The organism is Micropruina sp. (assembly GCF_047607385.1).
Classification (GTDB): Bacteria; Actinomycetota; Actinomycetes; order Propionibacteriales; family Propionibacteriaceae; genus Micropruina.
On record NZ_JASGDE010000212.1, the window covers coordinates 1 to 22,820 of the forward strand.

The following is a 22,820-nucleotide window of genomic DNA, read 5'->3' on the forward strand; positions in this document are numbered from 1 at the left end:
GCCAGCCGGCCAGCGTGCCGGCCACCAGCGCCGCCCCGAAGCAGTCGCCGGCGCCGGTCGGGTCGATCGCCCGCACCGGTAGCGCCGGCACCCGGGCCCACGTCCCGGTGCCCGAGTCCAGCGCGATCGCGCCGTGCGCGCCGAGGGTGACCACCGCCAGCGGCACCCGCTCGCCGAGCAGCTCCAGCGCCTCCTCCGAGGTGCCGGCGCGGGTGTAGGCCATCGCCTCGCGGTCGTTGGGCATGAAGCAGTGGCAGCCGTCGAGCCGGTCCAGAATGCACGGGTCCCAGGCGCCGGTGCCGTCCCAGCCGACATCGGCGAAGACCAGCGCCCCGGACCTGCGCAAACCCTGCCACCACGGGTCGCCGTCCAGTTCGGCGATCACCGCGCGGGCGGACGCCCCGGGCGCCAGCAACTGCGACGGGGTCAGCGGCGCCTCGTGGCCGTGGGTCACCATCGCCCGGTCGCCGGCGTAGGCCATCGACACCGTCACCGGGGTGTGCCAGCCGTCGAAGCTGGGCGACATGGAGGTGTCGATGCCCTCCTGCTCGGCGAGCACCTGCCGGCACCACTGTCCGTAGCCGTCGTCGCCGAAGCCGGCGATCAGGCCGGTCTGCAGGCCCAGCCTGCGCAACGCCACCGCCAGGTTCGCGATGCCGCCCGGCGAGGTGCCCATGCCGCCGGCCCACACCTCGGTGCCGGGGGACGGCGGGGTCGGCAACTCGGTGAACACCACGTCGGCGAACACCATGCCCGCGACCAGCACGTCGAAGGAGTGCCCGGGCACCGGGTTCGCCGTCACAGCGGGTCCGTCTCGGCGGCCCAGGTCTGCGCCACCCGCGCCCGGCGCCGCCAGCGCGGCCGGAGCAGGCCCACGAACACCACCAGCACCACGGCGAGGCCCAGCAGAGTCTTCACCAGGGAAGTCTAGAAGGCCCTACCGCGGCGGCAGGGTGGCCAGCGGCTTCCACGGATCGGCCTGCCGGCCGGCCCAGTCGTCCAGCCCGTCGTTCTGCATCGCCGTCCGCAACTCGGCGACAGCCGCGGTGTCGGCCACGGTCACCGGCTGCCCGTTCAGTTCGCTGACCCCGGCCAGCGGCACCGGGAATCCGCTGATCGCGTCCGAGCCGAGATGGACGTCCAGCGCGGTCCGGCGGATCTCCCCGGCGGTCAGCCCGGCGTCCACCGTGACGCAGCGGCGCAGCACGGTGCCGATGGTCTCCACCTTGGCCGGGTTGGTCAGCGAGTCGCCGCCGGTGATGCCGCGCAGCACTTGGACCAGCACCGACTCGGTGCGCTGCAACCGGGCCATCGGCTGCTTGCTGGAGCTCAGGTACACCTCGGCGTTGGTGCTGGACAACCGCAGCTCGCCGGCCGGGAAGTGCCATCCCTCCGCCGACATCTCGGTGTGGTTGTCCACGTCGACCCCGCCGATCACGTCGATCACCGGGGCGAAGCCGGTCAGTTCGGCGGTGACCAGGTGGTCGATCCGCAGCCCGAGCAGGCTCTCCACCGAGCGGACGGCGTCCGCGCCGCTGACCCGGGCCCGGTCGGCCAGGGTCGATTCGGCGCCGCGGGCGTCCGAGACCAGCAGGTTCGCGGGCAGCCCGATCAGGTGCAGCGAATCGCGTCCGCCGGCCAGTTGAGCCAGGTAGGCGCTGGCCAGGCCCGCGTCCGGATCGTTGACCAACACCAGGTAGCGCACCGGCAGCGAACCCTCGGCCGCGGCCAGCACCGGCCGGCCCGGATAGTCCGGCAGCGGCGCGCTGCGCTGCACCCCGGACAGGGCCTGGGTGACCGCGCCCAGGTAGATCGAGACCAGGCCGAGCACCCCGGCCACCACGACGAAAGCACCCAGTGTCGCCACGGCCACCAGCCGATCGCTCCGGGTACGCATGGGACCAGGCTAGATTCCCCGGGCAACCAGGCGGAATCGAACGCCTAGTCTTGGGGCGATGGACCTGCGCGAGCTGCTCTTCCCACCCGGTGCCACCCGGCACGACTGGGTGCTCGACGGCATGCTCGCGCTGGCGATGTTCCTGGTCACCGTGCTGCCCTACGCCAGCTACTCGGCGTGGAACTCGATCCCCCGGATGCTGCTGCTGGCCACCCTGTCGCTGATGGTGGCGCCGCTGATCCTGCGCCGGCACTCGCCGCTGCTGATGCTGGCCGGCTGCACCGTGGCCGGCATCGTCCAGGTGGTGGTGGTGAACACCTTCACCCCGACCCTGGTGGTGCTGCCGATCGTCGCCTATTCGGTGGCCCGCTGGGTGCCCGGACCGATGGCCCGGACGGTGGTGGCGATCGGCGCCTTCGGGTCGGTGATCGGACCGCTGCGCTGGGCGACCGCGACCGAGGGCTTCGGGATCAGCGCCCGGGTGATCGTGCTGTTCGTGCTGGCCGCCTTCGTCTGCCTGGGCCTGATCGTCACCCCGTACGCGATCGGACGCCGGGTGCGGGAGTCGTCCGCGGCGCACGCCGACCGGATCGCGGCCGCCGAGGAACGCTATCAACTGCTGCTGGCCGAACGGGAGCAGCAGGCCCGGCTGGCCGAGTCGCGGGCCCGGGCCACCATCGCCCGGGAACTGCACGACATCGTGGCGCATTCGCTGTCGGTGATGATCGTCCAGGCCGAGGGCGGTCGGGCCCTGGCCGCCAAGCGTCCGGACGCCGCCGCAGCCGCGCTGGACACCATCGCCGACACCGGACGCGAGGCGCTCAGCGAGATGCGCCGGATCGTCGGCGTGCTGCGGTCGGAGCCGGAACGGCGGGGCGCGGACTGGGAGCCGGCGCCGTCGCTGGCCGACATTCCCGACCTGGTGCACCGGGCGTCCGACCGGGCCACGCTGGTGGTGCACGGCGATCCGCCGCGGGTGTCGCCGGCCCTGGAGCTGACCATCTACCGGGTGGTTCAGGAGGCCCTGACCAATTTCCTCAAGCACGCCGGCCCGACCGCGACCGCCGTGGTCACCATCGCCTACGGCGCCACCGAGATCATGGTCGAGATCGTCGACAACGGCCCCGGCCCGGAGCAGGTCACCACCACCCCCGGCCACGGGCTGCGCGGCATGGCCGAACGGGTCACCTCGATGGACGGCCGGCTGGAAGCCCACCCGCTGGCGCTGGGCGGGTTCGTGGTCCGCGCCGTCCTGCCCGTCCAACCCCGACAAGGAGTCCATCGATGAGCCCCACCATCCGGGTGTTCCTGGCCGACGACCAGGCGCTGGTCCGCAGCGGCTTCCGCATGCTGATCGAGGCCGAGGACGACCTGGCCGTGGTCGGCGAGGCCCCGGACGGCGCCGCCGCCGTGCAGGGGCTCCTGGCGCAGCCGGCCGACGTGGTGCTGATGGACATCCGGATGCCGGTGATGGACGGGGTGGAGGCGACCCGGCAGATCATCCACGCCGGGCTGGGCACCAAGGTGCTGGTGCTGACCACCTTCGACGTGGACGAGTACGTGTTCGCGGCGCTGAAGGCGGGGGCGTCCGGCTTCCTGCTCAAGGACGCCCGGCCGGCCGACCTGCTCAACGCGATCCGCAACGTGGCCGCCGGCGAGGCGGTGATGGCGCCGTCCGCGACCCGCCGGCTGCTGGACCAGGTGGTGCCCACGCTGCCCACCTCGCCGGGTGCCGACCGCCGGCTGGACGTGCTCACCGACCGGGAGCGCGAGGTGCTGATCGAGATCGCCGCCGGCGCCACCAACTCCGAGATCGCGTCCCGGCTGTACATGGCCGAAGGCACCGTGAAGACCCACATCGGACGGCTGCTGTCCAAGCTGCACTGCCGCGACCGGGTCGGCCTGGTGCTGCTCGCCTACGAGACCGGCCTGGTCCGCCGGTAGCCCCGTCCCCTCGCGGACCCACCCAGTCCCCCGCACCCCATCCCATCGCTCGCCTAACTATTTAGCGCTCGCTGAGTTCAGCGAGCGCTAAATAGTTAGGCGAGCGGTGGGATGGGGTGCGCCCGATAGGCTCGGCGGGTGCGCTACGTCTCCACCCGATCGACCCCGAACGTTCCCGGCCTGCCGTTCTGCGACATCCTGCTCGACGGCCTGGCCCCGGACGGCGGCCTCTACCTGCCGGAGCACTACCCGAGCCTGACTGCCGAGACCCTGGCGCACTGGCGGACGCTGCTGGCCACCGAGGGCTACGCCGCGGTGGCGTTCGAGGTGCTCGACCTGTTCGTCGACGACATTCCGGACGCCGACCTGCGGGCGATCTGCGAACGCGCCTACGCGTCCGAGGTGTTCGGCGACCCGGTGGTGCCGGTGCAGCCACTGTCCGACGGCGTCTGGCTGGCGAAGCTCTCCGAGGGCCCGACCGCGGCGTTCAAGGACATGGCCATGCAGCTGCTCGGCCAGCTCTTCGAGTACGAGTTGGCCCGCCGCGACGAGACCCTGACCATTCTCGGCGCCACCTCGGGCGACACCGGCTCGGCCGCCGAGTACGCGATGCGCGGACGCCGTGGCATCACCGTGTTCATGCTCTCCCCTCAAGGCCGGATGAGCCCGTTCCAGCAGGCCCAGATGTTCAGCCTGGACGACCCCCACATCGTCAACCTGGCCGTCGAGGGCGTCTTCGACGACTGCCAGGACCTGGTCAAGGCGGTGATGGGCGACGCCGCGTTCAAGGCAGCGCACAACCTGGGCGCGGTGAACTCGATCAACTGGGGACGGGTGGTCGCCCAGGTCGTCTACTACGTCGTTTCCTACCTGCGCGTGACGACCGCCCTGGACGCCGCCGGCGAGGACGTCACCCGGGTGTCGTTCGCCGTCCCGACCGGCAATTTCGGCAACATCTGCGCCGCCCACGTGGCCCGCGAGATGGGCCTGCCGATCGACGCGCTGATCCTGGCCACCAACGAGAACAACGTGTTGGACGAGTTCTTCCGCACCGGTGTCTACCGGGTGCGCTCCGGCGCCGAGGAGACCTCCAGCCCGTCCATGGACATCTCCAAGGCCAGCAACTTCGAGCGCTTCGTCTACGACCTGCTGGGCCGCGACGGCGTCCGCACCGCCGAGCTGTTCGGACCGGTGCTGCGCGAGCAGGGCTTCTTCGACCTCTCCGGGACGCCGGAGTTCGCCGACGCTCGCCGGCGCTACGGCTTCGTCTCGGGCACCTCGACCCACGCCGACCGGCTGGCCACCATCCGCGCGGTCGAGACCGCCGACGGCGTGGTGATCGACCCGCACACCGCGGACGCCGTCAAGGTCGCCCACGACCTGCGCGACGCGGTCGCCGGCCCGATCATCGTCACCGAGACCGCACTACCGGTGAAGTTCTCGGCCACCATCGTCGAAGCGCTGGGACGCGAGCCCGAACGCCCGGCGGCCTTCGTCGGCATCGAGGACCTGCCCCGGCAAGTCACCGACATCCCCGCGGACGCCGAGCTGCTGAAGCGGATCATCGAGGAACACCCGTAGCCATTTCCTTCTGCGTGATCTGGCCTCCACGTCATCTGGTCTCCACGTCATCCCGGCGCACGCCGGGATCTCCCCAGCCCGACAGCCACCCCGACTACCGAGATCCCGGATCACGTCCCCGGGATGACCCACATCGCACGTCATCCCGGCGCACGCCGGGATCTCCCCAGCTCTGGGCGAACGACGACCTCAGCGTGGGCAGGTGACGACCGTCGGGTGGGGAAATGACGAGCACTCGGTGGGAAACTGACGAGTTGCGATATCATCGGGCGATGACGGCTGGCGGTGGGGTCATCGAGCGACTGCTTCTCCCACGAGTAGAGGAAGCTCTGAGTGACACACGGGTCGTGGTGTTGCAGGGTGCCCGGCAAGTGGGGAAGTCGACGCTGGCCGAGCAGATCGCCGGGCGGCGCACGAGCTACCTCACGACTCTCGACGACTCGGACGTGCGGCGGTTCGCGTCCGCAGACCCGGTGGGCTTCGTCACCCAGTTTCCGGATGGGCTGCTGGTGATCGATGAGGTACAACGCGTTCCGGAGCTGATCGTTGCGCTCAAGGCCGCGGTCGATCGCGACAAGCGGCCCGGACGCTACCTGATCACCGGCTCCGCCAATCTTCTCGACCTTGCCGCCACGCATGAATCACTCGCCGGACGCGCACAGCCGCTCACGCTCCACTCCCTGAGCCAGGCAGAGCTTGAGGAGCAGCCGGACTCCTTCATCGATGCAGCCTTCAGCGGACGAAGGTTCCTCGGGCATCGGAGCAGCCTCACTCGGCATGAGTATCTGGATCGCGCGTGTCGGGGCGGTTATCCGGAGGCGCTGGCGCGGTCGAGCTCGGCACGTCGCGGGGATTGGTACGACACCTATGTGACACAGATTGTGAACCGCGATGCGATGGACATCTCGGGACTTCAGCGTCTCGCCGACCTCCCCCGGCTACTGCGCTTCATTGCGGCGCGCAGTGGGAGCGGCATGGTCTGGAGTTCTCTTGCGAGCGACTCGGGCATCCCTCGGACGACCCTCGATCCCTACGTCCGGCTGCTCGAGACCCTGTTTCTGATCCACGTGTTGCCGGCCTGGGCGGTGAACTTCACAACGCGCGAAGTCAAGCAGCCAAAGGTATTTCTCCTCGACACCGGCCTTGCAGCCAGCCTGCTGGGGGTCGTGCCGGATGCGCTCGGGCCCACCGTGTCCAACAGCCCTGCCGGCGGTCTGCTCGAGGGGCTTGCCGTGGGTGAGTTGCGCCGTCAACTCGGCTGGAGCGCTCAGCGGGCGAACCTGTACCACTACCGCGATCAGCGCGGGGTCGAAGTGGATGTGGTGCTCGAGGCCCCCGACGGCCGAGTCGTCGGCATTGAGGTCAAGGCTGCCGCCACTGTGCACCCGAAGGATCTCACCGGCCTGGCGCTGCTTCGCGACAAGCTGAACGATCGTTTCGTGGGCGGGTACGTGCTCCACACCGGCCAGACCTCCCGCATGGTCGCCGACCGCATCGTCGCGCTCCCGCTTGATGCACTGTGGCGACGCGAGGCTCCCTGAGACCGCAGGCCCTTCAGTCGACGGCGCCCGACCGGACGTCGCGAGTCCGGCGATCCGCCTTGTAGTCGTACGAAGCATCCCACTCGAGTGTGCCGAACGGGTCATCCAGCCCGCGCCGCTTCAGCAGGTGGCTGATCTCGGGGTCGGCACCGCGCGACCTTCACCTCCTCCCCGCGACCTCACCACCAAGACCCGGTCCTTCATCAACGGCTGCAACAAACGCAAGCACCCGTCGATCTGGACCAAACCCCCGACCAGATCCTGGCCAGCATCAACCACAACGTAAACACGTCCCATCGACAAGCCACTAGTGGCGCAAGCCCTGGCAGCACAAAGGCCCGGACGGCGTCGGTGTGGGATAGACGGCGACTACTGATCCCGGAAACTCGCCTCGCCCAACGACACGATCGAAGTAATCGCCTGATAGACGCTCGGCCTCGATCTGGCCGCAGCACGGATGAAGTTACCTGCTTGACTCTAACGACGGAGCACCTTCACCATCGCGGCACACAGAGCCGATGGCCACCTCAAGAACCACGGCATCCTACAGAAAAGTACTTTCCGAGGCGTTCGACACCTGCTATCATGGCAACGGCTCACGACTCGGGCTACGCCGAGCTCCTAGCGAGTGTCCGCGTGTGACAATTCTATTTGAAAATTGGTTTCACGAGAGGACAGAAGGTTGCGGAAGGCCAACGCCTTGGACATTGGGGAACAGGGGTCGTACAAGCGACTTGCCAGAGCAGTTGCCGTTGGGGACCGGCCTTTGATCGCGATAATCGGATCTGGCCTGAGCAGTCCGAGGATTCCTGGATGGTCAGCACTCTATAAGTCGCTTCATGATGAACTGGAGCAGCAAGCATGCTCATCAGATGAGGCCTTCGATCGATACGCTCCCCATCTGGATCAAATTGAACGATCTAATAACCTCTGGGAGCAATTCGGAGTAATCTCCAAAATCATCCCAACAGAGTATCGAAATATTATTCGGTCAGAACTAGGGGCATCCCAAAGCGGCCCCATTCCCGAGGTTCACCAAGCACTGTGGAGTCTCCCCCTTGCCGGTGTTGTGAGCCTAAACATCGACACCTACGCCCGACGTGCTGGCACGGAGAGGCATGTTGGCAAAGAGTTTAAGATCGAGCAGGGCGTGAATGCTGGCCGAATTCAGCGACTACTCCTCAGCCCACATCCCTTCCTATATGAACTGCACGGCACGTTAGATGATGAAGCGTCCTGGGTATTCACCAAATCCGACCTGGACCATCTCTATAGCCTTCCAGGCTATCAGCAGTTCCTCGGCACCGTCTATTCTCAATTCCGAGTCATCTTCATCGGAATCAGCGCCGATGATGTAGCGATTGGCGGCCCGCTCAAGCGTCTTAGTATGCTTGGAATGGAGGGGCCCGAACATTTCTGGATAACTGATCGGACAGACAGCCAGGCAGTCGAGTGGGCAGAGTCAGCGCGAGTAGAGAGGATTCTCTACGAGAACGCTGCCCACCACCAGGTCGTGGCTATTATTAATCGCCTAGCGAAGGCAGTGGAGCCAGAACCGGAAGCCTCGCCCATCTGGACCGACGCCTTCGGTTCAGGTGACGAAATTGCCGACCCGGAGACTTTAGGAAGGCAGCCAACAGATGAGATCCGTTTGAAACTGAATAGATACGCCGGATCCCTCCTTCGGAAAGGCCGTCGCGAAGAGTACGAGGAATTCGTATTGCGCTACGACGAACTGATTGATCGCGCTTGGTACATACCGCCGAATCCAATAGGATATAAATTATTCAGCTATACTCTGCAAAGCCTACCCGCCAAAGGGGCATTCGGAGCCGTCTACCGGGCATCCACCGATGCCGGCGACGATGTTGCATTGAAGCTCCTAAAGCGAGAGATACGCGACAACCTACCTCTTCTGCACAGTTTTCGGAGAGGAGTCGAGGCAATGAAGATCCTCGAAGACAAGAGAGTCGAGGGAATGGCAGTTCACAAGGATGCCTCAGAGATTCCCACGTTCGTGACCATGGAGTGGATCGAGGGACCGAACTTGGCTACGGCCAAGAGTGCCCGACTGTTGGATAATTGGCCGGATATCCTAGATATTGCAGTCCAGGTTTGTAAAATCGTCCAATCGGCACACCAGCTGCCCGAGCGAGTTCTTCATCGAGACTTGAGACCGACCAATATCATGTTGCGGAACGGCTGGTCGGATACAGATAATTGGGACGTAGTTGTTCTAGATTTCGACCTGGCTACGTATCTTCACGCATCCAATGACTCCGTACTCGCTGACGGCAGTGTCCTAGGCTACCTCGCTCCCGAACAATTAATTCGCGACAAGGGAACATCTTCACGGAGTGCTCTGGTTGATTCTTTTGGCTTGGGCATGACCTTATACTACTTAGTGAGTGGCATCGATCCCGAGGCATACATGCACCGGACCGCAGAGTTTCGCAGTAAGGTGGCGAACGGTGTGCGCTCGCCGTCCGGGAATTCATATCGAGCAACGCCAAACCGTATAGCGCGCCTGATTCAAAATGCCGCAAAGGACGCCCAACGCGAACGTTGGAGCATCCCACTAATCTTGAGGGAGTTGGAGCGCCTGCAAGAAGCTAATACCGGCGCGGCCCATGCCCTAGACTCGGACCTGGTAGCGGAGGAGATCGCCTGCAACTGCCCGATGATGGCCCATGGCTACGACTGGAGATCTGAAGACGACACTGCAAGTTATCGCATCGCAAATGGCCCAACAGTCTCGCTCCATGCGCTCGCTAGCGATCTAAACGTCACTGCACACCTAACCTGGGCAGACGAAGGGACACTCAATAGGAAGTCTATGCACAAGTTCCTGCCAATGCGAGTTGATAAAGCGAAAGCAGAGCTTAAGAAGTCTGGATGGTATCTCGATCAAAGTAAGCTTGCAAAAGGAGGGCTGGACATCGTCGCACGATGCCCAGTTAGCGTCGACATAAATATCTCCGCCTTGGGACAAGGTCTTAGCTTGGCTCTGGAAGGGCTAACGTTCGACTAGTGGCTTGTCGATGAGACGTGTTTACGTTTGCGGTTGATGCTGGCCAGGATCTGGTCGGGGTTCTTGGTCCAGATGAACGGGTGCTTGCGCATGTTCCAGCCGTTGGATCCGCATCAGCCGGGCCACCGTGCAACGAGCTGCCACGACCCCGTCACGCTTCAACAGGTGCCACATCTTGCGATACCCAGCCACCCCACGACCCTTGTCCCGATCGGCCTGGACCGCCTCGATCCGTTCCCACAACGCCGCATCCGACAATGCCCGCTTCGACGGCTTCCGCTTCTTGAACGCCTAATAGCCCGACGGGGCGACCTGCACACCATGCTCACCGAGCACCCGGCAGATCGGCTCGACCCCGAACCGAGCCTTCTGAGCATCGATGAACCCGATCACCACGGCAAACGCGGGTCGAGCTCCCGCGCGAAGAAACTCGACGCCGCCAACAGAATCTCGTTAGCCCGCTTCAACTCCCGATTCTCCCGCTCCAACTCCTTGATCCGCTTCCCGTCCTCAGTGGCCGTCCCCGACCGCCTCCCGGCATCGATATCGGCCTGCTTCACCCAACCACGCAACGTGTCCGGATTCACCCGACCTTCGTCCCGATCCGGTTCACCGCCGCTGTCACCGACAACTCCGGCTCCTCCTGACGAGCCTCCGTCACCAAACGGACCGCTCTCTCCCGCAACTCCTGCGGATACTTCCTCGGTGCTGGCATGCTCTGACCCTGCATCCTTCCGTTGAATCAGACCCTCCACGACACCCGGGGCGGTTCAATCGCCGACCGGGTCATCCGCTCCAACCCGGCCCGATCCCCATCCCGCAACACCAACTGGGCAGCCACCCTGTTCGCCATACCCGGTTACCCAGCACAAACGTAAATCTACTTCATCGACACACCACTAGGTCATGCTCTTGCAGACATCGATGCCGTCCTCTACTACGACTAAAGATGGTGGTTCCCGGGATGTCAGGCTATCTGGGTCGAACATTCGTACAGTGTGTCGATCGAAGGCATCATTAGTGGATGAGTTGGACTTCGCTGAGTTTCTTCCGCGACACCTCCCCTCGCCTGCGTCGCCATCTGAGCAGGGTAACAGATGCGCAAAGCGCGGAAGATATCTGTTCCGCAGCCTTCACTGCCTTCTGGGTGCGACCCTGCGGCGGCTCTGAGGATCTCGCGGATCGAGCACGATTGAGGACGGAGATCTACGGTCTAGCGAAGGGACACTTGAGCAACCATCGAAGGCGGAGGCCCGCCAAGCCCGGCTGGTCGCGCGGTTGGTGGATTCGTCAACGCCGACCGGATCTCAGTTCGAACATAGTCTCGTCACTAAGGAGGAACTACGAGAGTCGTTAAACACTTTTCCAGAGGATCAGCAGGCCCTGCTCGCGCTCGTTGCCGGAGGATACCACCCGGAGGAGATCGCGGCGATCCTAGATACTACAGCCGCTGCGGTGAAGATACGGTTATCACGTCTCCGTCGTCGGTTGAAAGCCCAGGAGGATACGGATCCCAAACAATGATCATGACCCGAGTTCGCCGTTTAACTGCTAGAGGTCCGCGGGATGCTCCGACGATTGGGTCACTCCCATACCGACGTGCGACGAGCAGGAGACGGCCGGAAGAGTTCTTCGTAGCGTCCTCACAGAAACTACCCCCTCAGCAGGAACGGCCGTCGTTCCGCATTTCCGCTATGCTTATCGCAGCCATAGTTCTGGTTGCAGTCGCTCATTGGAATACCCATGGCCGGGCGATGGCGGTGGACCGACTGTTCCCACAAAGGCCCATCGCCGGATATGAAAGCAATGTCGAGAGATAAGTCAAAACGCGCCCCTTCCGTGGCTCCGGGACCGTTCGGACCAGATCGTCCCTAGTCGTACGAAGCGTCCCACTCGAGTGTGTCGAACGGGTCGTCCAGCCCGCGCCGCTTCAGCAGGTGGCTGATCTCGGGGTCGGCACCGCGGAAGTCGCGGTAGCTGTCCATCGCCTCGGCCGAGCCGCCGCGGGCCAGCAGCCGCTCTCGGTAGCGCTGACCGTTCTCCCTGGTCAGGCCGCCGTTGGCGAGGAACCAGGCGCCGGTGTCGGCGTCCAGCACCTCCGACCACAGGTAGCTGTAGTAGCCCGCCGCGTAGCCGCCCTCGAAGATGTGTTTGAAGTAGGTGCTGCGGTACCGGGTGGGTGCCAGCGGGTAGTCGACCCCGGCGGCGGCCAATGCCGCGGCCTCGAACTGCTCCACCTCGTCCGGCTCGGAGGGCAGCTCGTCCAGCGGCGTCGAGTGCCAGGCCTGGTCGAGCAGTGAGGCGCCCAGCATCTCGGTGGTGGCCCAGCCCTGGTTGAACAGCTCGGCGGCACGCAGGTTCTCGATCCATTCGGACGGGATCGGCTCGCCGGTGGCGTGGTGCACCGCGTAGCGCCGCAGCAGTCCGGCATCCAGCGCCCACATCTCGTTGACCTGGGACGGGAACTCGACGAAGTCGCGCGGCGTCTCGGTGCCCGACTGGGAGCGGTAGCGGACGTCCGACAGCAGCCCGTGCAGGGCGTGGCCGAACTCGTGGAACAGCGTGTTCACCTCGTCCCAGGTGAGCAGCGTCGGCTGCCCGGCCGGCGGCTTGGCGATGTTCAGGTTGTTCACCACCACCGGCTGCTGACGCAGCAGGTGGTTCTGGTCGACGATGTTGTTCATCCAGGCCCCGCCCTGCTTGCCGGCCCGGGTGTAGTAGTCGGCCAGGAACAACCCCAGCCCGGTGCCGTCGGCGTCGAACACCTCGAAGGTCCGGACCTCGTCGTTGTACCCGGCCAGATCGGGACGCTCGGCGAAGGTGATGCCGAACAGCCCGGTGGCGGCCGCGAAGACGCCCTCGTGCAGCACCCGCTCCAGCTCCAGATAGGGCCGCAACAGGCCGGTGTCGAAGCTGTAGCGCTGCGCCTTCAGCTTCTCGGCCAGGTACTCCCAGTCCCAGGGCTGCAGTGGTCCGTGGGGTCTGTCCCCGCGGTCCATCTCGTCCAGCAGCTGCTGCAGGTCGGACGCCTCGGCGCGCGCGTTCCGCACCGCCGCGGGGACCAGCCGTCCGAGCATCTCCCGCACCGCGTCCGACGTCTTGGCGCAACCCTCCGCCGCGACGTACTCCGCGTGGTGCGGGAAGCCGAGCAGCGACGCCCGCTCGGCGCGCAGCCGGGCGATCTCCACCAGCAGCGCCCGGGTGTCGTGCTCGCCGGACCAGCCCCGGGAGACCGCGGCGGTGTGCACCCGCTGCCGCAGTGCGGCGTCCGCGGCCTCGGCCAACACCCCTTGTGGAGTGCAGGAATCCAGTTCCAGCAGCCAGCCGTCCAGGCCTCGTCCCTGGGCGGCGGCGCGGGCGGCGTCCTTGGTCGACTCCGAGACGCCGGCCAGTTCGGCCTCGTCGGTGACGTGGACGGCGGCGGCGTTGGAGCCGGCCAGCGCCGTCCGTCCGAACGCGGAGGTCAGCTCGGCCAGCCGGGCGTTCAGCTCCCGCAGCCGGGCCTGGTCGTCCTCCGGCAGCCCCACTCCGGCCCGGACGAAGTCGCGCAGATGGGTCTGCAGCCAGTAGCGGGCGGCGTCGTCGGCCTCCACCTCGCCGGCCCGGACCCGTTCGTCGAGTGCCGTCACCCGCTGGTACAGCGCCCGGTTCTGGTAGATCGCGTCGCCGAAGCGGGCCATCGTCGGCGAGATCTCGGCGTCGATGGCGTCCAGTTCGTCGGTGGTGTCGGCCGGCTGCACCGTCCAGAACGCCCCCAGCGCCCGGCTCAGCAGCTGGCCGGACCGCTCCCAGGCGTCGATCACGTTCGCCACGGTGGCCGGCTCGGGATCGTCGGCGATGGCTTGCAGCTCGGCCAGCTGCTCGGCGATGCCGGCCTCGACCGCGGGCAGGTAGTGCTCGGACCGGACGTCGCGCCACGGGGTCAGCTGGTAGGGCAGCGTGGAGGGCTGGGCGAACGGGTTGGCTGCGTCGAGGCTCATGCCGCCATCTTGCCGAGCCGCACCGGGTCGTCCAAACGGAACGTCAGAGCACGTACGGATCGCCGCTGTCGGCGGCCAGCGGCTTGCCGGCCTGCGCCCAGGCCAGCGTGCCGCCGGCCACGTTGACCGCGTCGATGCCGTTGGCCAGCAGGTAGGCCGCCACCCGCTCGGAACGGGCGCCGGAGCGGCAGATCACCGGCAGCGGGCCGTCGGTCTCGGGCAGCTCCGACAGGCGTCCGACAACCTCGCCGAGCGGGATGTGTACCGCGCCGGGGGCGTGGCCGGCCGCCCATTCCCCCGGCTCCCGGACGTCCAGGACGACGGCGTCGTCGGGCAGGTCGCTGACAGTGATCTCGGCAATCTCCACGGACCCATCCAAGCACGCCGGACGGCTCAGCTGGTCGGCGGCTGTTCGAAGGTCTCGGACCCGGCCGGCGGCTCGGCGTCCGTCCGGTGCGCGGTGGTGGAGAAGCCGTCGCTGAGCACGCGGCGCCCGCGCGCCGACAGTCCGGCGTAGGCGTCCTTGAGCTCGCCGACGAAGTCCTTCAACTGGCCGGGAACCTGTCCGGCATAGTCCTTGACCGGGCTGCCGCCGGTCGCGGTGCGGCGTTCGGTGAAGCTCTGCCTGCCCTGCTTGACCACGTCCTGGACGGTGCCGGAGACGATGTCGACCAGGCCGGTGAGCGCGTAGGCCGCCTCGGTGGCGACCTTGGCCGCGACCTTTCCGACCTTCTCCGAGGTGATGCGGGTGTTGCTGGGCATGGCTGCTCCTGATTGATCTGCGTGGCGTGATTAGTAGCGTCCGAACCTCAAGCCTGACGCGCCGTCCGGCGTCGTTCAACCTCCTCCCGGGTGGCTCCGGGTTCGGTCAGGGACGCCGAGTAGGGTGCCGGCATGACCATCACCGACGCCGTGGACGCCGTCCTTCCCGCCGCGCTCGACGACCTGGCCAAGCTGGTCGCCATCCCGTCGGTGAGCGCGCTGCCGGCGCACGCCGGCGACGTCCGGGCCAGCGCTGAGTGGATCGTCGACCAGGTTCGGGAACTCGGCTGCGCCGACGTCCGGGTGGTCGCCGAGGGCGGTCAGCCGGCGGTGATCGCCCGCTTCCCGGCACCGCAGGGCGCGCCGACGGTGTGCCTGTACGCGCACCACGACGTCCAGCCCACCGGGGACGTGGCGTTGTGGACGTCCGACCCGTTCCGGGTGCGCGCCGAGGGCGAGCGGCTGTTCGGTCGCGGCGTGGTCGACGACAAGGCCGGCGTGATGGTGCACCTGGCCGTGCTGCGGGCCTTCGGCGGCACGCCGCCGGTCGGGGTCACGCTGTTCGTCGAGGGCGAGGAGGAGGTGGGCTCGCCGTCGCTGGCCGCCATCATGGAGCGGCATCGTGACGCCCTCACCGCCGACGCCTACGTGATCGCCGACTCGGGCAACTGGAACGTCGGCGAGCCGGCGTTCACCACCACGTTGCGCGGCCTGGTCGACTGCACGGTGGAGGTCTCCACCCTCGACCATGCCCTGCACTCCGGCCAGTACGGCGGTGCCGTGCCGGACGCGCTGACCGCGCTGTGCCGGCTGCTGGCCACCCTGCACGACGCCGACGGCAACGTCGCGATCGAGGGCCTGGGCGCCATGCCCGACCCCGAGTTGGACTACCCCGAGCAGCGGTTGCGCGAGGAGGCCGGGCTGCTGGACGGCGTCCGGTTGCTCGGCGAGGGGCCGATCGCCGGACGGCTGTGGACCAAGCCGACCGCCACCGTGATCGGCATCGACGCCACCACCGTCGCGGACGCCTCGAACACGCTGGCACCGTCCGCGCGGGCCAAGGTGAGCGTCCGGATCGCTCCGGACGCCGACCCGGACGCCGCGCTGGCCGCCCTCACCCGGCACCTGGAGTCGCACGCCCCGTGGGGCGCCCGGGTGCGGGTCACCGACGGCTCGCAGGGCTCCGGCACCACCGTGCCGTTCCGCGGTCCGGTGGCCGAGGCGGCACGGGAGGCGTTCCGGCAGGCCTGGGGCGTCGAGCCGGTGTTCATGGGGCAGGGCGGCTCGATCCCGATGGTGGCCGACTTCCAGAAGGCGTTCCCGGCCGCCGAGATCGTGGTCACCGCGGTGTGCGACCCCGATTCCCGGATGCACGGCATCGACGAGTCGCTGCACCTGGGCGATTTCGCCAAGGCTTGCCGGGCCGAGGCACTGCTGCTGGAGAAGCTCGGCCGGACCATCTGACCCGCCGCGAACCGCTACAGCAGCGCCCGGACGGCGCCGGTGGCGGTCAGCACCACCTGCTGCTCCCAGCCCTTCAGGTCTGAAGCCTTGATGGCCTTGTCGAACCCGGTGAGCGCGTTCGAGGGGGATTGCCCGGCGGCGATCCGCGCCGCCGTGACCTCCCACTGATCGAGCAGCGCAGCCTTGGCGTCGCTGTCGGCCAGGGTGAGCAGCGCCGCCCGGACGCCCTGCAGCGCCACCGCCAACCCGACCGACCGGGCCGGATCGGGGGTGTTGGAGCGGGGCTTGGCGCTCGCGGTCGGCGTCTTGCTCGCCGTCGGCTTGGTCGAGGAGGACTTACCGGACGGGGACGTCGAGCGGGTCGGCTGGCCACTGAACAGCTGGGTCGCGGCGGTGCCGGCCAGGTTGGCCGCGATGCTGCCGGCCAGGATCGCCGCCATCAGGCTGACCAGGATGCCGGCGATCCACCAGGACCCGGACGGCTCCAGGTGCCGCAACGCCTGGGCGGTAGCGGCCGGCATCGGCGGATTCACCTGGGTGTAGGGCCGGGTCTGCGGCATCGGCGCGGTTCCCGGTCGTGGCATCGGCGGGGCCGTCGGCGGCTGGGTCGGCGGGGCCGCCGGCGGTGGCAGCGGCACGGTGCTGGCCCGCGGGTCGGCCTGGATCTGCTCCAGGGCCCGCAGCGTGGCGGCGGTGTCCGGGCGTTCCAGCGGGTTCTTCGACAGCAGCCGGGCGACCAGGGCGTCCAGTGCCGGCGGGGCGTCCGGACGCCGGCTGAGCAGCCGGGGCGGAGCGGTGTTGATCTGGTTGGACGCCACCACCAGGGCCTGATCGCCGTCGAAGGGCGGGCGTCCGGTCAGCATGGTCATGATCAGGCAGCCCAGCGCGTACAGGTCGGTGGCGGCGTCCACCCGGTGCCCGGACGCCTGCTCCGGGGACATGTAGGCGGCCGTCCCGATCGTCATCGAGGGCGCGGTCAGGTGCGGATCGGCCTGCCCGCTGAGCTGAGCGATGCCGAAGTCGAGCAGCTTCACCCGACCGGCGCTGAGCATCACGTTGGCGGGCTTGATGTCGCGGTGCACCAGGCCGACCGCATGCGCGGCGGACAGCCCGAGGACCACCTGGCGGGCCACGTCCAGGGTCTGAGTGAGGTTCAACGCGCCCTGCCGCCGGATCGCGTCCGCCAGCGACTCACCCCGCAGCAGTTCCATCACCAGGTAGGCGGTGGCGCCGTCCACGCCGCCGTCGAACACGGTGACGGTGTAGGGGCTGGTCAGCTTCGCGGTGAGGATGATCTCGCGCTGGAACCGGTCGGCGACCGAGGCGTCCCCGACCCGGTGCAGGTCCACGGTCTTGACCGCGACCTCGCGATCGAGCCGGACGTCGCGAGCCCGCCAGACCCGGCCCATGCCGCCGGCTCCGATCTCGTTGTCCAGGCGGTAGCGACCCGCCAGCAGCTGCTCGGCCATCTACTCGCAGGTGCCCATCGGTCCCGAGCCGATGGCGTTCGGGGTCTTCTTGTCGTCGCCGCGGTACCAGATGCCCGACGGCGTCCGGAACACATACACCGCGGACTCGCCGAGGGCGATCGTGCTCTGCTTGCCCTTCGGGAACACCGTCTTGAGCTTGGCGAAGGTGGTGTCCGCCGGGTAGCCGTCGGGCAGCTTCATCGACGACTTCACACCCTCGTCGAGGTTGACCACCCAGCTGGTGAAGCTGCGGGGGGACTTCTTGGTGCCCTTGGCCTTGCTCTGGAACAGGAAGGCGGCACCGCCGTAGGCGAGCTGCCGGCCGTACGGGGTGGCGTCGTCGAGCTCGCAGACCGGCCCCGAATAGGAGTCGTCGGGCTTGCCGGCGCGCGCGGTGAGCAGCGCCGTCACGTCGTCCTCGGGGGTGCCGAAGTTCGCTCCGGGCAGGCCCTTGGCTTCCAGCACCAGGGCCGTGGACGCCGTCGGGGTGCCGGACGCCGAACCCGTGGGCGAGGCGGACATGGTCGAGGCCGGGGCGGAGACGGAACCGGAGGGCGACGCGCTGACGCCGGGGCTCGCGGAGTCGGTCGTCGGGCTGACGCTGACGGCGGGGGGCGGGGTGGTGCCGCAGGCGGTGAGCACCAGCACCGCACCGGCGGCGCTCAGCGCACGCAACGAGATGGCCATGCACCAAAGATAGGTGGACGCGGGGTACGGACCGGCGAGACGCCGCCGGTAGGTTGTGCCCATGCCAGCCTCGCCCCGCACCGGTCAGCCCCCCGCCGAGCCGCTGGACGGGATGGGCGCCATCGTCGCGCCCGACGGCGCCGGCTTCCGGGTCTGGGCGCCGCACGCCGACACGGTCACCGTGAACGGCAGCTTCAACGACTGGTCCCCCGACGCCGATCCGCTGGCGTCGGAGGGCAACGGCTACTGGTACGGCTTCGTCGCGGACGCCGCCCCGGGCGACGAGTTCCGGTACCTGATCCGCAACGGCGACCAGTCGCTCAGCAGGATCGACCCGTACGCCTTCCAGGTCACCAACTCGGTCGGCAACGGCGTGATCTACGACCACGCGAGCTTCGACTGGCAGGGGGACGCGTTCGTCTGCCCGCCGCACAACGATCTGGTGATCTATGAACTCCACGTCGGTTCCTTCGCGCCCGCCGGAGACGGCCGGGTCGGCACCTTCGAAGAGGTGCAAGCCAATCTGGAGCACTTCAAACGGCTGGACGTCAGCGCCATCCAGCTGATGCCGTCCGCGGAGTTCGCCGGTGACTTCTCCTGGGGCTACAACCCGGCACACATCTTCGCCGCCGAGAGCAGCTACGGCGGCCCGGACGCCCTGAAGACCCTGATCCGCGAGGCCCACAAGGTCGGCGTCGCGGTGATCATGGACGTGGTCTACAACCATTTCGGCCCCTCCGACCTCGACCTGTGGCAGTTCGACGGCTGGTCGGAGAACGGCAAGGGCGGCATCTACTTCTACAACGACTGGCGCTCGACCACGCCGTGGGGCGACACCCGTCCCGACTACGGACGCGGCGAGGTGCGGCAGTTCATCCGGGACAACGCCTACCTGTGGCTGCGCGATTACCACGTGGACGGGCTGCGCTTCGACATGACCCCGTACATGCGCTCGGTGGACGCCGACGCCGACTTCGACCTGCCCGACGGGTGGAGCCTGCAGAGCTGGTTGAACCGCAGCATCCGCCAGGAGTTCCCGGACGCCATCACCATCGCCGAAGACCTGCACGGCAACTCGGCGGTGACCAGCACCGGCCCCGACGGCGCGGGCTATCACGCCCAGTGGGAAGCGAAATTCGTGCATCCGGTGCGGGAGGCGATCATCGTCGCCGACGACGCCTACCGATCGGTGCCGGCGGTGGTCGAGGCGATCGCGAACAACTACGGCGACACCTACGCCCGGGTGATCTACACCGAGTCCCACGACGAGGTGGCCAACGGCAAGGCCCGGGTGCCGCAGGAGATCGACCCGGCCGACCCGGACGGCTACTGGGCACAGAAGCGTTCCACCCTGGGTGCAGGGCTGGTCTTCACCTCCCCGGGCATCCCGATGATCTTCCAGGGGCAGGAGTTCCTGCAGGGCGGCTGGTTCCGCGACGACGTCGGGCTGGACTGGAACCTGGACGCCGAATACCACGGCATCGTCCGGATGTACCGGGACCTGATCGCGTTGCGCCGCAACCTGGCCGGGCTGACCAAGGGCCTGATGGGTTCCGGGCTGCGGATCATCCACGCCCACGACGACAACAACCTGATCGCGTTCCAGCGCTGGTGGGATCACGGCCCGTGCGACGACGTGGTCGTGGTGGTCAACCTGGACGCCGAGGCGCGCCACGACTACACCATCGGCATGCCGGTGGACGGCCTGTGGAAGCTGCGGTTCAACAGCGACGCGTCGATCTATTCCGACACCTTCGGCGACTTCGACGCCTTCGACCTGACCGCCTGGCCGGGCGAACGGGACGGCATGCCGGCACACACCGACGTCGACATCGCGCCGTACAGCCTGCTGATCTACAGCCGCGACTGACCGCCGACGGACCTCGCGCGCCAGCCAGGCTCAACCCGTGGTTGAGCCGCGAAACCACCCCTTCGGCCGTCATTTTCGCCGAGAAACCACGCGATGGCGGGAAATCGTAACAAGTCGGTCATGAAAGAACCCGGCCAGGCTGTTCCCACCGCGCCGACCAGCCGCTAGCTTGTCCCCGAGTCCCAGTCGGACAAGGTATCGGGAGACAAGATGAGTGTGTCCATAGGCGAGCAACTGCGGCGGCGGAAGCCGATCGTGTTCCAGCACATGCACCACAAGGGCGAAGAGCTCGCCCGAAACATGGGTACGTTCCAGCTGATGATGTTCGGCGTCGGTGCCACGGTCGGCACCGGCGTCTTCTTCGTCTTGAGCGAGGCGATCCCGAAGGCCGGTGCCGCAGTCCTCATCTCGTTCGTCATCGCCGCCGCGGCCGCCGGCCTGTCGGCGCTGTGCTACGCCGAGATGGCGTCCGCGATTCCGGTCAGCGGCTCGACCTACTCCTACACCTACCACGCCCTGGGCGAGGGGACGGCGGTGCTGATCGCCGGCTGTGTGCTGCTGGAGTACGGCGTCGCCGTGTCTGCCGTCGCGGTGGGCTGGAGCGGCTACTTCAACGAGTTGCTGCACAACCTGTTCGGCTTCACCATTCCGAAGTTCCTGTCGCTCTCGTTCGTCCCCATCCCCGACGGCAACGGCGGCTTCGAGGCGACCGGGGGTGGAATCAACCTGCCGGCCATGATCCTGATCCTGCTCTGCATGGTGCTGCTGCTGCGCGGCGCGTCCGAGTCGGCCACCGTCAACGCGATCATGGTGCTGATCAAGCTCGGCGTCCTGGTGCTGTTCACCGCGATCGGCTTCAGCGCCTTCCAGGCCGATCACTTCAACAACTTCTTCGCCCAGGCCAGCGGGATCAGCGGCGCGGCCGGCACCATCTTCTTCTCCTTCATCGGCCTGGACGCGGTGGCGACAGCCGGCGAGGAAGTGAAGAATCCGCAGAAGGCGCTGCCGCGAGCGATCATCGGCGCACTGCTCATCGTCACCGCCATCTACATCATGGTCGCCGCCGCAGGCATCGCCGCCAAGCCGGTCGAGTTCTTCTCCACCGAGGCCGCCGGTGAGGCCGGGCTGTCGAAGATCCTGGCCGACATCACCGGTAACGAGATCTGGTCGACCGTGCTGGCAGCCGGCGCGGTGATCTCGATCTTCTCGGTGACCCTGGTCACCTTGTACGGCCAGACCCGCATCCTGTTCGCCGTCGGACGCGACGGCTTGATCCCGAAGAAGTTCCTCGAGGTCAACCAGAAGACCATGACCCCGACCTACAACACCGTGTTCGTTTCGGTGCTGGTCGCGATCGTGTCCGGTTTCGTGCCGGCCGACTACCTGTGGGACACCGTCTCGATCGGAACGCTGATGGCGTTCACGGTGGTGGCCGTCTCGATCATGGTGCTGCGGCGGACACACCCCGACCTGGAGCGCCCGTTCAAGGTGCCGCTCTACCCGGTGATCCCGATCCTGACCATCGTCGCCTGTGTCTACGTGCTGTCCGGCCTGGCGCCGCTCACCTGGCTCATCTTCCTCGGCTGGATGATCATCGTGTGGGCCTACTACTGGTTCTATGGTCGCCGTCATGCGACGCTCAACACCTACACGTCGCTGGAAGAGATCGCTGAACCCAAGGGCAAGGACGACAAGGAATGACATACCTGGTCAGTTACCGACCACAGACCGACGACTCGGGCGTACTGGCCCTGGCCTGCCAGTTCGCCCGGTCGGAATCCGACACGGTGCACGCGCTCACGGTGGTGCCGCGGGGCTGGGAGACCTCGGCCGGCAGCGCGACGGACGGCGAGTTCGAGACCTGGGCCGCGGAGGAGGGCGAGGCCAGCGCCAAGGCCGCCCTGGAGATCCTGGCCACGGAACCCGACATCACCGCCGAGGCCACCTGGGTGACCGGACGTTCGGTGCCGGCGGCCATCATGGAGCAGGCGGAGAAGCTGGGCGCGTCCCTGATCGTGGTCGGGTCGGGCACCGACGGCACTCCCGGGCGGATCTCGGTCAGTTCGAAGACCGACCGGCTGCTGCACTCGTCGCCGGTGCCGGTGGTGCTGGCCCCGCGCGGCTACCGTCCGGCGCCGGGCTCGAAGATCACCCGGGTCACCCTGGCTTTCCGCGATGACGACGTCACCTGGAAGCTGCTGGATGAGGTGGCGGAGATCTGCAAGCGGGTCGGCGCCGAGTTGCGGCTGCTGACCGTCGCGTTGAAGCACCGCACCATGGTCACCTCACCGGTCCGCGGCGACGAGGACCTGGTTTTCGCCAAGCTGGTCGAACAGGTCAAAGGCGCGCAGGTGGAGGCGCTGGAGCACCTCGAGAAGCATGACGGCCTGAGCGCGACGGTCGATCTGGCCCGCGGCAGCACCTGGGCCGAGGCCCTGGCCGAGGTGGAATGGGCCGACGGCGACGTGCTGGTGGTCGGGTCGTCGCGAACCCACCTGCTGGCCAACGTGTTCCTGGGCTCCGGCGGCGCCAAGATCGTCCGGAACTCTCCGGTGCCGGTGATCGTCGTCCCCTGAGGCGGGACCCGAATCGAA

The 22,820-nt window shown here is 67.4% G+C and carries 19 protein-coding genes and 1 other annotated feature; of the genes, 10 read left to right on the forward strand and 9 right to left on the reverse strand.

Annotated features, from left to right (window positions below; translation table 11 throughout):
* Positions 1–802, reverse strand: an 802-nt coding sequence (locus QM582_RS18140; protein ID WP_415086775.1) for a PfkB family carbohydrate kinase, incomplete at its 3' end; no start/stop codon positions are given.
* A gap of 135 nt (positions 803–937) precedes the next feature.
* Positions 938–1,897, reverse strand: a complete 960-nt coding sequence (locus tag QM582_RS18145; RefSeq protein WP_415086777.1) for an LCP family protein — start codon at positions 1,895–1,897, stop codon at positions 938–940.
* A gap of 58 nt (positions 1,898–1,955) precedes the next feature.
* Between QM582_RS18145 and QM582_RS18150 the strand changes: the two genes are divergently transcribed.
* From QM582_RS18150 to QM582_RS18170, 5 genes are all read left to right on the forward strand, one after another.
* Positions 1,956–3,185, forward strand: a complete 1,230-nt coding sequence (locus QM582_RS18150) for a sensor histidine kinase (protein WP_415086779.1) — start codon at positions 1,956–1,958, stop codon at positions 3,183–3,185.
* Positions 3,182–3,841: a response regulator gene (locus QM582_RS18155; protein ID WP_415086780.1), complete on the forward strand. Its 660-nt coding sequence runs from the start codon at positions 3,182–3,184 to the stop codon at positions 3,839–3,841. Before QM582_RS18150 ends, QM582_RS18155 begins: the two co-directional genes overlap by 4 nt.
* Before the next feature lie 138 nt (positions 3,842–3,979).
* Positions 3,980–5,422, forward strand: coding sequence for a threonine synthase (thrC, locus tag QM582_RS18160; protein ID WP_415086782.1), 1,443 nt, complete (start codon positions 3,980–3,982; stop codon positions 5,420–5,422).
* A 272-nt stretch (positions 5,423–5,694) separates the two neighbouring features.
* Positions 5,695–6,963 carry an ATP-binding protein gene (locus QM582_RS18165; RefSeq protein WP_415086784.1) on the forward strand — a complete coding sequence of 423 codons (1,269 nt, stop codon included), beginning with the start codon at positions 5,695–5,697 and terminating at the stop codon, positions 6,961–6,963.
* Positions 6,964–7,645: 682 nt separating this feature from the next.
* The gene (locus QM582_RS18170; RefSeq protein ID WP_415086786.1) at positions 7,646–9,994 is read left to right on the forward strand and encodes a protein kinase domain-containing protein; all 2,349 of its coding nucleotides are present in this window, start codon (positions 7,646–7,648) and stop codon (positions 9,992–9,994) included.
* A 21-nt stretch (positions 9,995–10,015) separates the two neighbouring features.
* Here the strand turns inward: QM582_RS18170 and QM582_RS18175 are convergent, their stop codons facing one another.
* Both QM582_RS18175 and QM582_RS18180 read right to left on the reverse strand, forming a co-directional pair.
* The gene (locus QM582_RS18175; protein ID WP_415086873.1) at positions 10,016–10,168 is read right to left on the reverse strand and encodes a hypothetical protein; all 153 of its coding nucleotides are present in this window, start codon (positions 10,166–10,168) and stop codon (positions 10,016–10,018) included.
* Positions 10,169–10,297: 129 nt separating this feature from the next.
* Positions 10,298–10,425: a sequence feature (AL1L pseudoknot), on the reverse strand.
* Positions 10,384–10,581 (reverse strand): transposase, encoded by a 198-nt coding sequence (locus QM582_RS18180; RefSeq protein WP_415086788.1) that lies wholly within the window; start codon positions 10,579–10,581, stop codon positions 10,384–10,386. It overlaps the preceding feature by 42 nt.
* A 694-nt stretch (positions 10,582–11,275) precedes the next feature.
* On the opposite strand from QM582_RS18180, the gene QM582_RS18185 reads away from it, so the two are divergent.
* The gene (locus tag QM582_RS18185) at positions 11,276–11,518 is read left to right on the forward strand and encodes a sigma factor-like helix-turn-helix DNA-binding protein (protein WP_415086790.1); all 243 of its coding nucleotides are present in this window, start codon (positions 11,276–11,278) and stop codon (positions 11,516–11,518) included.
* Positions 11,519–11,865: 347 nt separating this feature from the next.
* Here QM582_RS18185 and QM582_RS18190 read toward each other — a convergent pair whose 3' ends face one another.
* The 3 genes from QM582_RS18190 to QM582_RS18200 are packed head-to-tail and all read right to left on the reverse strand — an operon-like array spanning position 11,866 to position 14,736.
* Complete coding sequence (locus QM582_RS18190) at positions 11,866–13,974, reverse strand: M3 family metallopeptidase (RefSeq protein ID WP_415086792.1); 2,109 nt, start codon at positions 13,972–13,974, stop codon at positions 11,866–11,868.
* A 43-nt stretch (positions 13,975–14,017) separates the two neighbouring features.
* Positions 14,018–14,341 carry a rhodanese-like domain-containing protein gene (locus QM582_RS18195; protein ID WP_415086794.1) on the reverse strand — a complete coding sequence of 108 codons (324 nt, stop codon included), beginning with the start codon at positions 14,339–14,341 and terminating at the stop codon, positions 14,018–14,020.
* Between the two features lie 26 nt (positions 14,342–14,367).
* Positions 14,368–14,736 (reverse strand): hypothetical protein, encoded by a 369-nt coding sequence (locus QM582_RS18200; protein ID WP_415086796.1) that lies wholly within the window; start codon positions 14,734–14,736, stop codon positions 14,368–14,370.
* Between the two features lie 132 nt (positions 14,737–14,868).
* Between QM582_RS18200 and QM582_RS18205 the strand changes: the two genes are divergently transcribed.
* Entirely contained in the window at positions 14,869–16,200 is a 1,332-nt protein-coding gene (locus QM582_RS18205; protein WP_415086797.1) for a dipeptidase, read from the forward strand.
* A gap of 14 nt (positions 16,201–16,214) precedes the next feature.
* Here the strand turns inward: QM582_RS18205 and QM582_RS18210 are convergent, their stop codons facing one another.
* Together QM582_RS18210 and QM582_RS18215 are read right to left on the reverse strand one after the other, a co-directional pair.
* Positions 16,215–17,669 carry a protein kinase domain-containing protein gene (locus QM582_RS18210; protein ID WP_415086799.1) on the reverse strand — a complete coding sequence of 485 codons (1,455 nt, stop codon included), beginning with the start codon at positions 17,667–17,669 and terminating at the stop codon, positions 16,215–16,217.
* Positions 17,670–18,356 carry a hypothetical protein gene (locus tag QM582_RS18215; RefSeq protein WP_415086801.1) on the reverse strand — a complete coding sequence of 229 codons (687 nt, stop codon included), beginning with the start codon at positions 18,354–18,356 and terminating at the stop codon, positions 17,670–17,672.
* A gap of 61 nt (positions 18,357–18,417) precedes the next feature.
* Between QM582_RS18215 and QM582_RS18220 the strand changes: the two genes are divergently transcribed.
* The 3 genes from QM582_RS18220 to QM582_RS18230 all read left to right on the forward strand — a co-directional run bounded on the left by QM582_RS18220 (position 18,418) and on the right by QM582_RS18230 (position 22,802).
* On the forward strand, positions 18,418–20,226 hold the full coding sequence (locus QM582_RS18220) for an alpha-amylase family glycosyl hydrolase (protein ID WP_415086803.1): 1,809 nt from the start codon (positions 18,418–18,420) through the stop codon (positions 20,224–20,226).
* Between the two features lie 210 nt (positions 20,227–20,436).
* Complete coding sequence (locus tag QM582_RS18225) at positions 20,437–21,927, forward strand: APC family permease (protein WP_415086805.1); 1,491 nt, start codon at positions 20,437–20,439, stop codon at positions 21,925–21,927.
* Entirely contained in the window at positions 21,924–22,802 is an 879-nt protein-coding gene (locus QM582_RS18230) for a universal stress protein (protein ID WP_415086806.1), read from the forward strand. Before QM582_RS18225 ends, QM582_RS18230 begins: the two co-directional genes overlap by 4 nt.
* Positions 22,803–22,820 lie beyond the last annotated feature (18 nt).

Coding starts and splice junctions, on each gene's coding strand:
- QM582_RS18145 (WP_415086777.1), bottom strand. CDS start 1,897: ATGCGTACCCGGAGCGATCGGCTGGTGGCCGTGGCGACACTGGGTGCT.
- QM582_RS18150 (WP_415086779.1), top strand. CDS start 1,956: ATGGACCTGCGCGAGCTGCTCTTCCCACCCGGTGCCACCCGGCACGAC.
- QM582_RS18155 (WP_415086780.1), top strand. CDS start 3,182: ATGAGCCCCACCATCCGGGTGTTCCTGGCCGACGACCAGGCGCTGGTC.
- QM582_RS18165 (WP_415086784.1), top strand. CDS start 5,695: ATGACGGCTGGCGGTGGGGTCATCGAGCGACTGCTTCTCCCACGAGTA.
- QM582_RS18175 (WP_415086873.1), bottom strand. CDS start 10,168: ATGTGGCACCTGTTGAAGCGTGACGGGGTCGTGGCAGCTCGTTGCACG.
- QM582_RS18190 (WP_415086792.1), bottom strand. CDS start 13,974: ATGAGCCTCGACGCAGCCAACCCGTTCGCCCAGCCCTCCACGCTGCCC.
- QM582_RS18200 (WP_415086796.1), bottom strand. CDS start 14,736: ATGCCCAGCAACACCCGCATCACCTCGGAGAAGGTCGGAAAGGTCGCG.
- QM582_RS18205 (WP_415086797.1), top strand. CDS start 14,869: ATGACCATCACCGACGCCGTGGACGCCGTCCTTCCCGCCGCGCTCGAC.
- QM582_RS18210 (WP_415086799.1), bottom strand. CDS start 17,669: ATGGCCGAGCAGCTGCTGGCGGGTCGCTACCGCCTGGACAACGAGATC.
- QM582_RS18215 (WP_415086801.1), bottom strand. CDS start 18,356: ATGGCCATCTCGTTGCGTGCGCTGAGCGCCGCCGGTGCGGTGCTGGTG.
- QM582_RS18220 (WP_415086803.1), top strand. CDS start 18,418: ATGCCAGCCTCGCCCCGCACCGGTCAGCCCCCCGCCGAGCCGCTGGAC.
- QM582_RS18225 (WP_415086805.1), top strand. CDS start 20,437: ATGAGTGTGTCCATAGGCGAGCAACTGCGGCGGCGGAAGCCGATCGTG.
- QM582_RS18230 (WP_415086806.1), top strand. CDS start 21,924: ATGACATACCTGGTCAGTTACCGACCACAGACCGACGACTCGGGCGTA.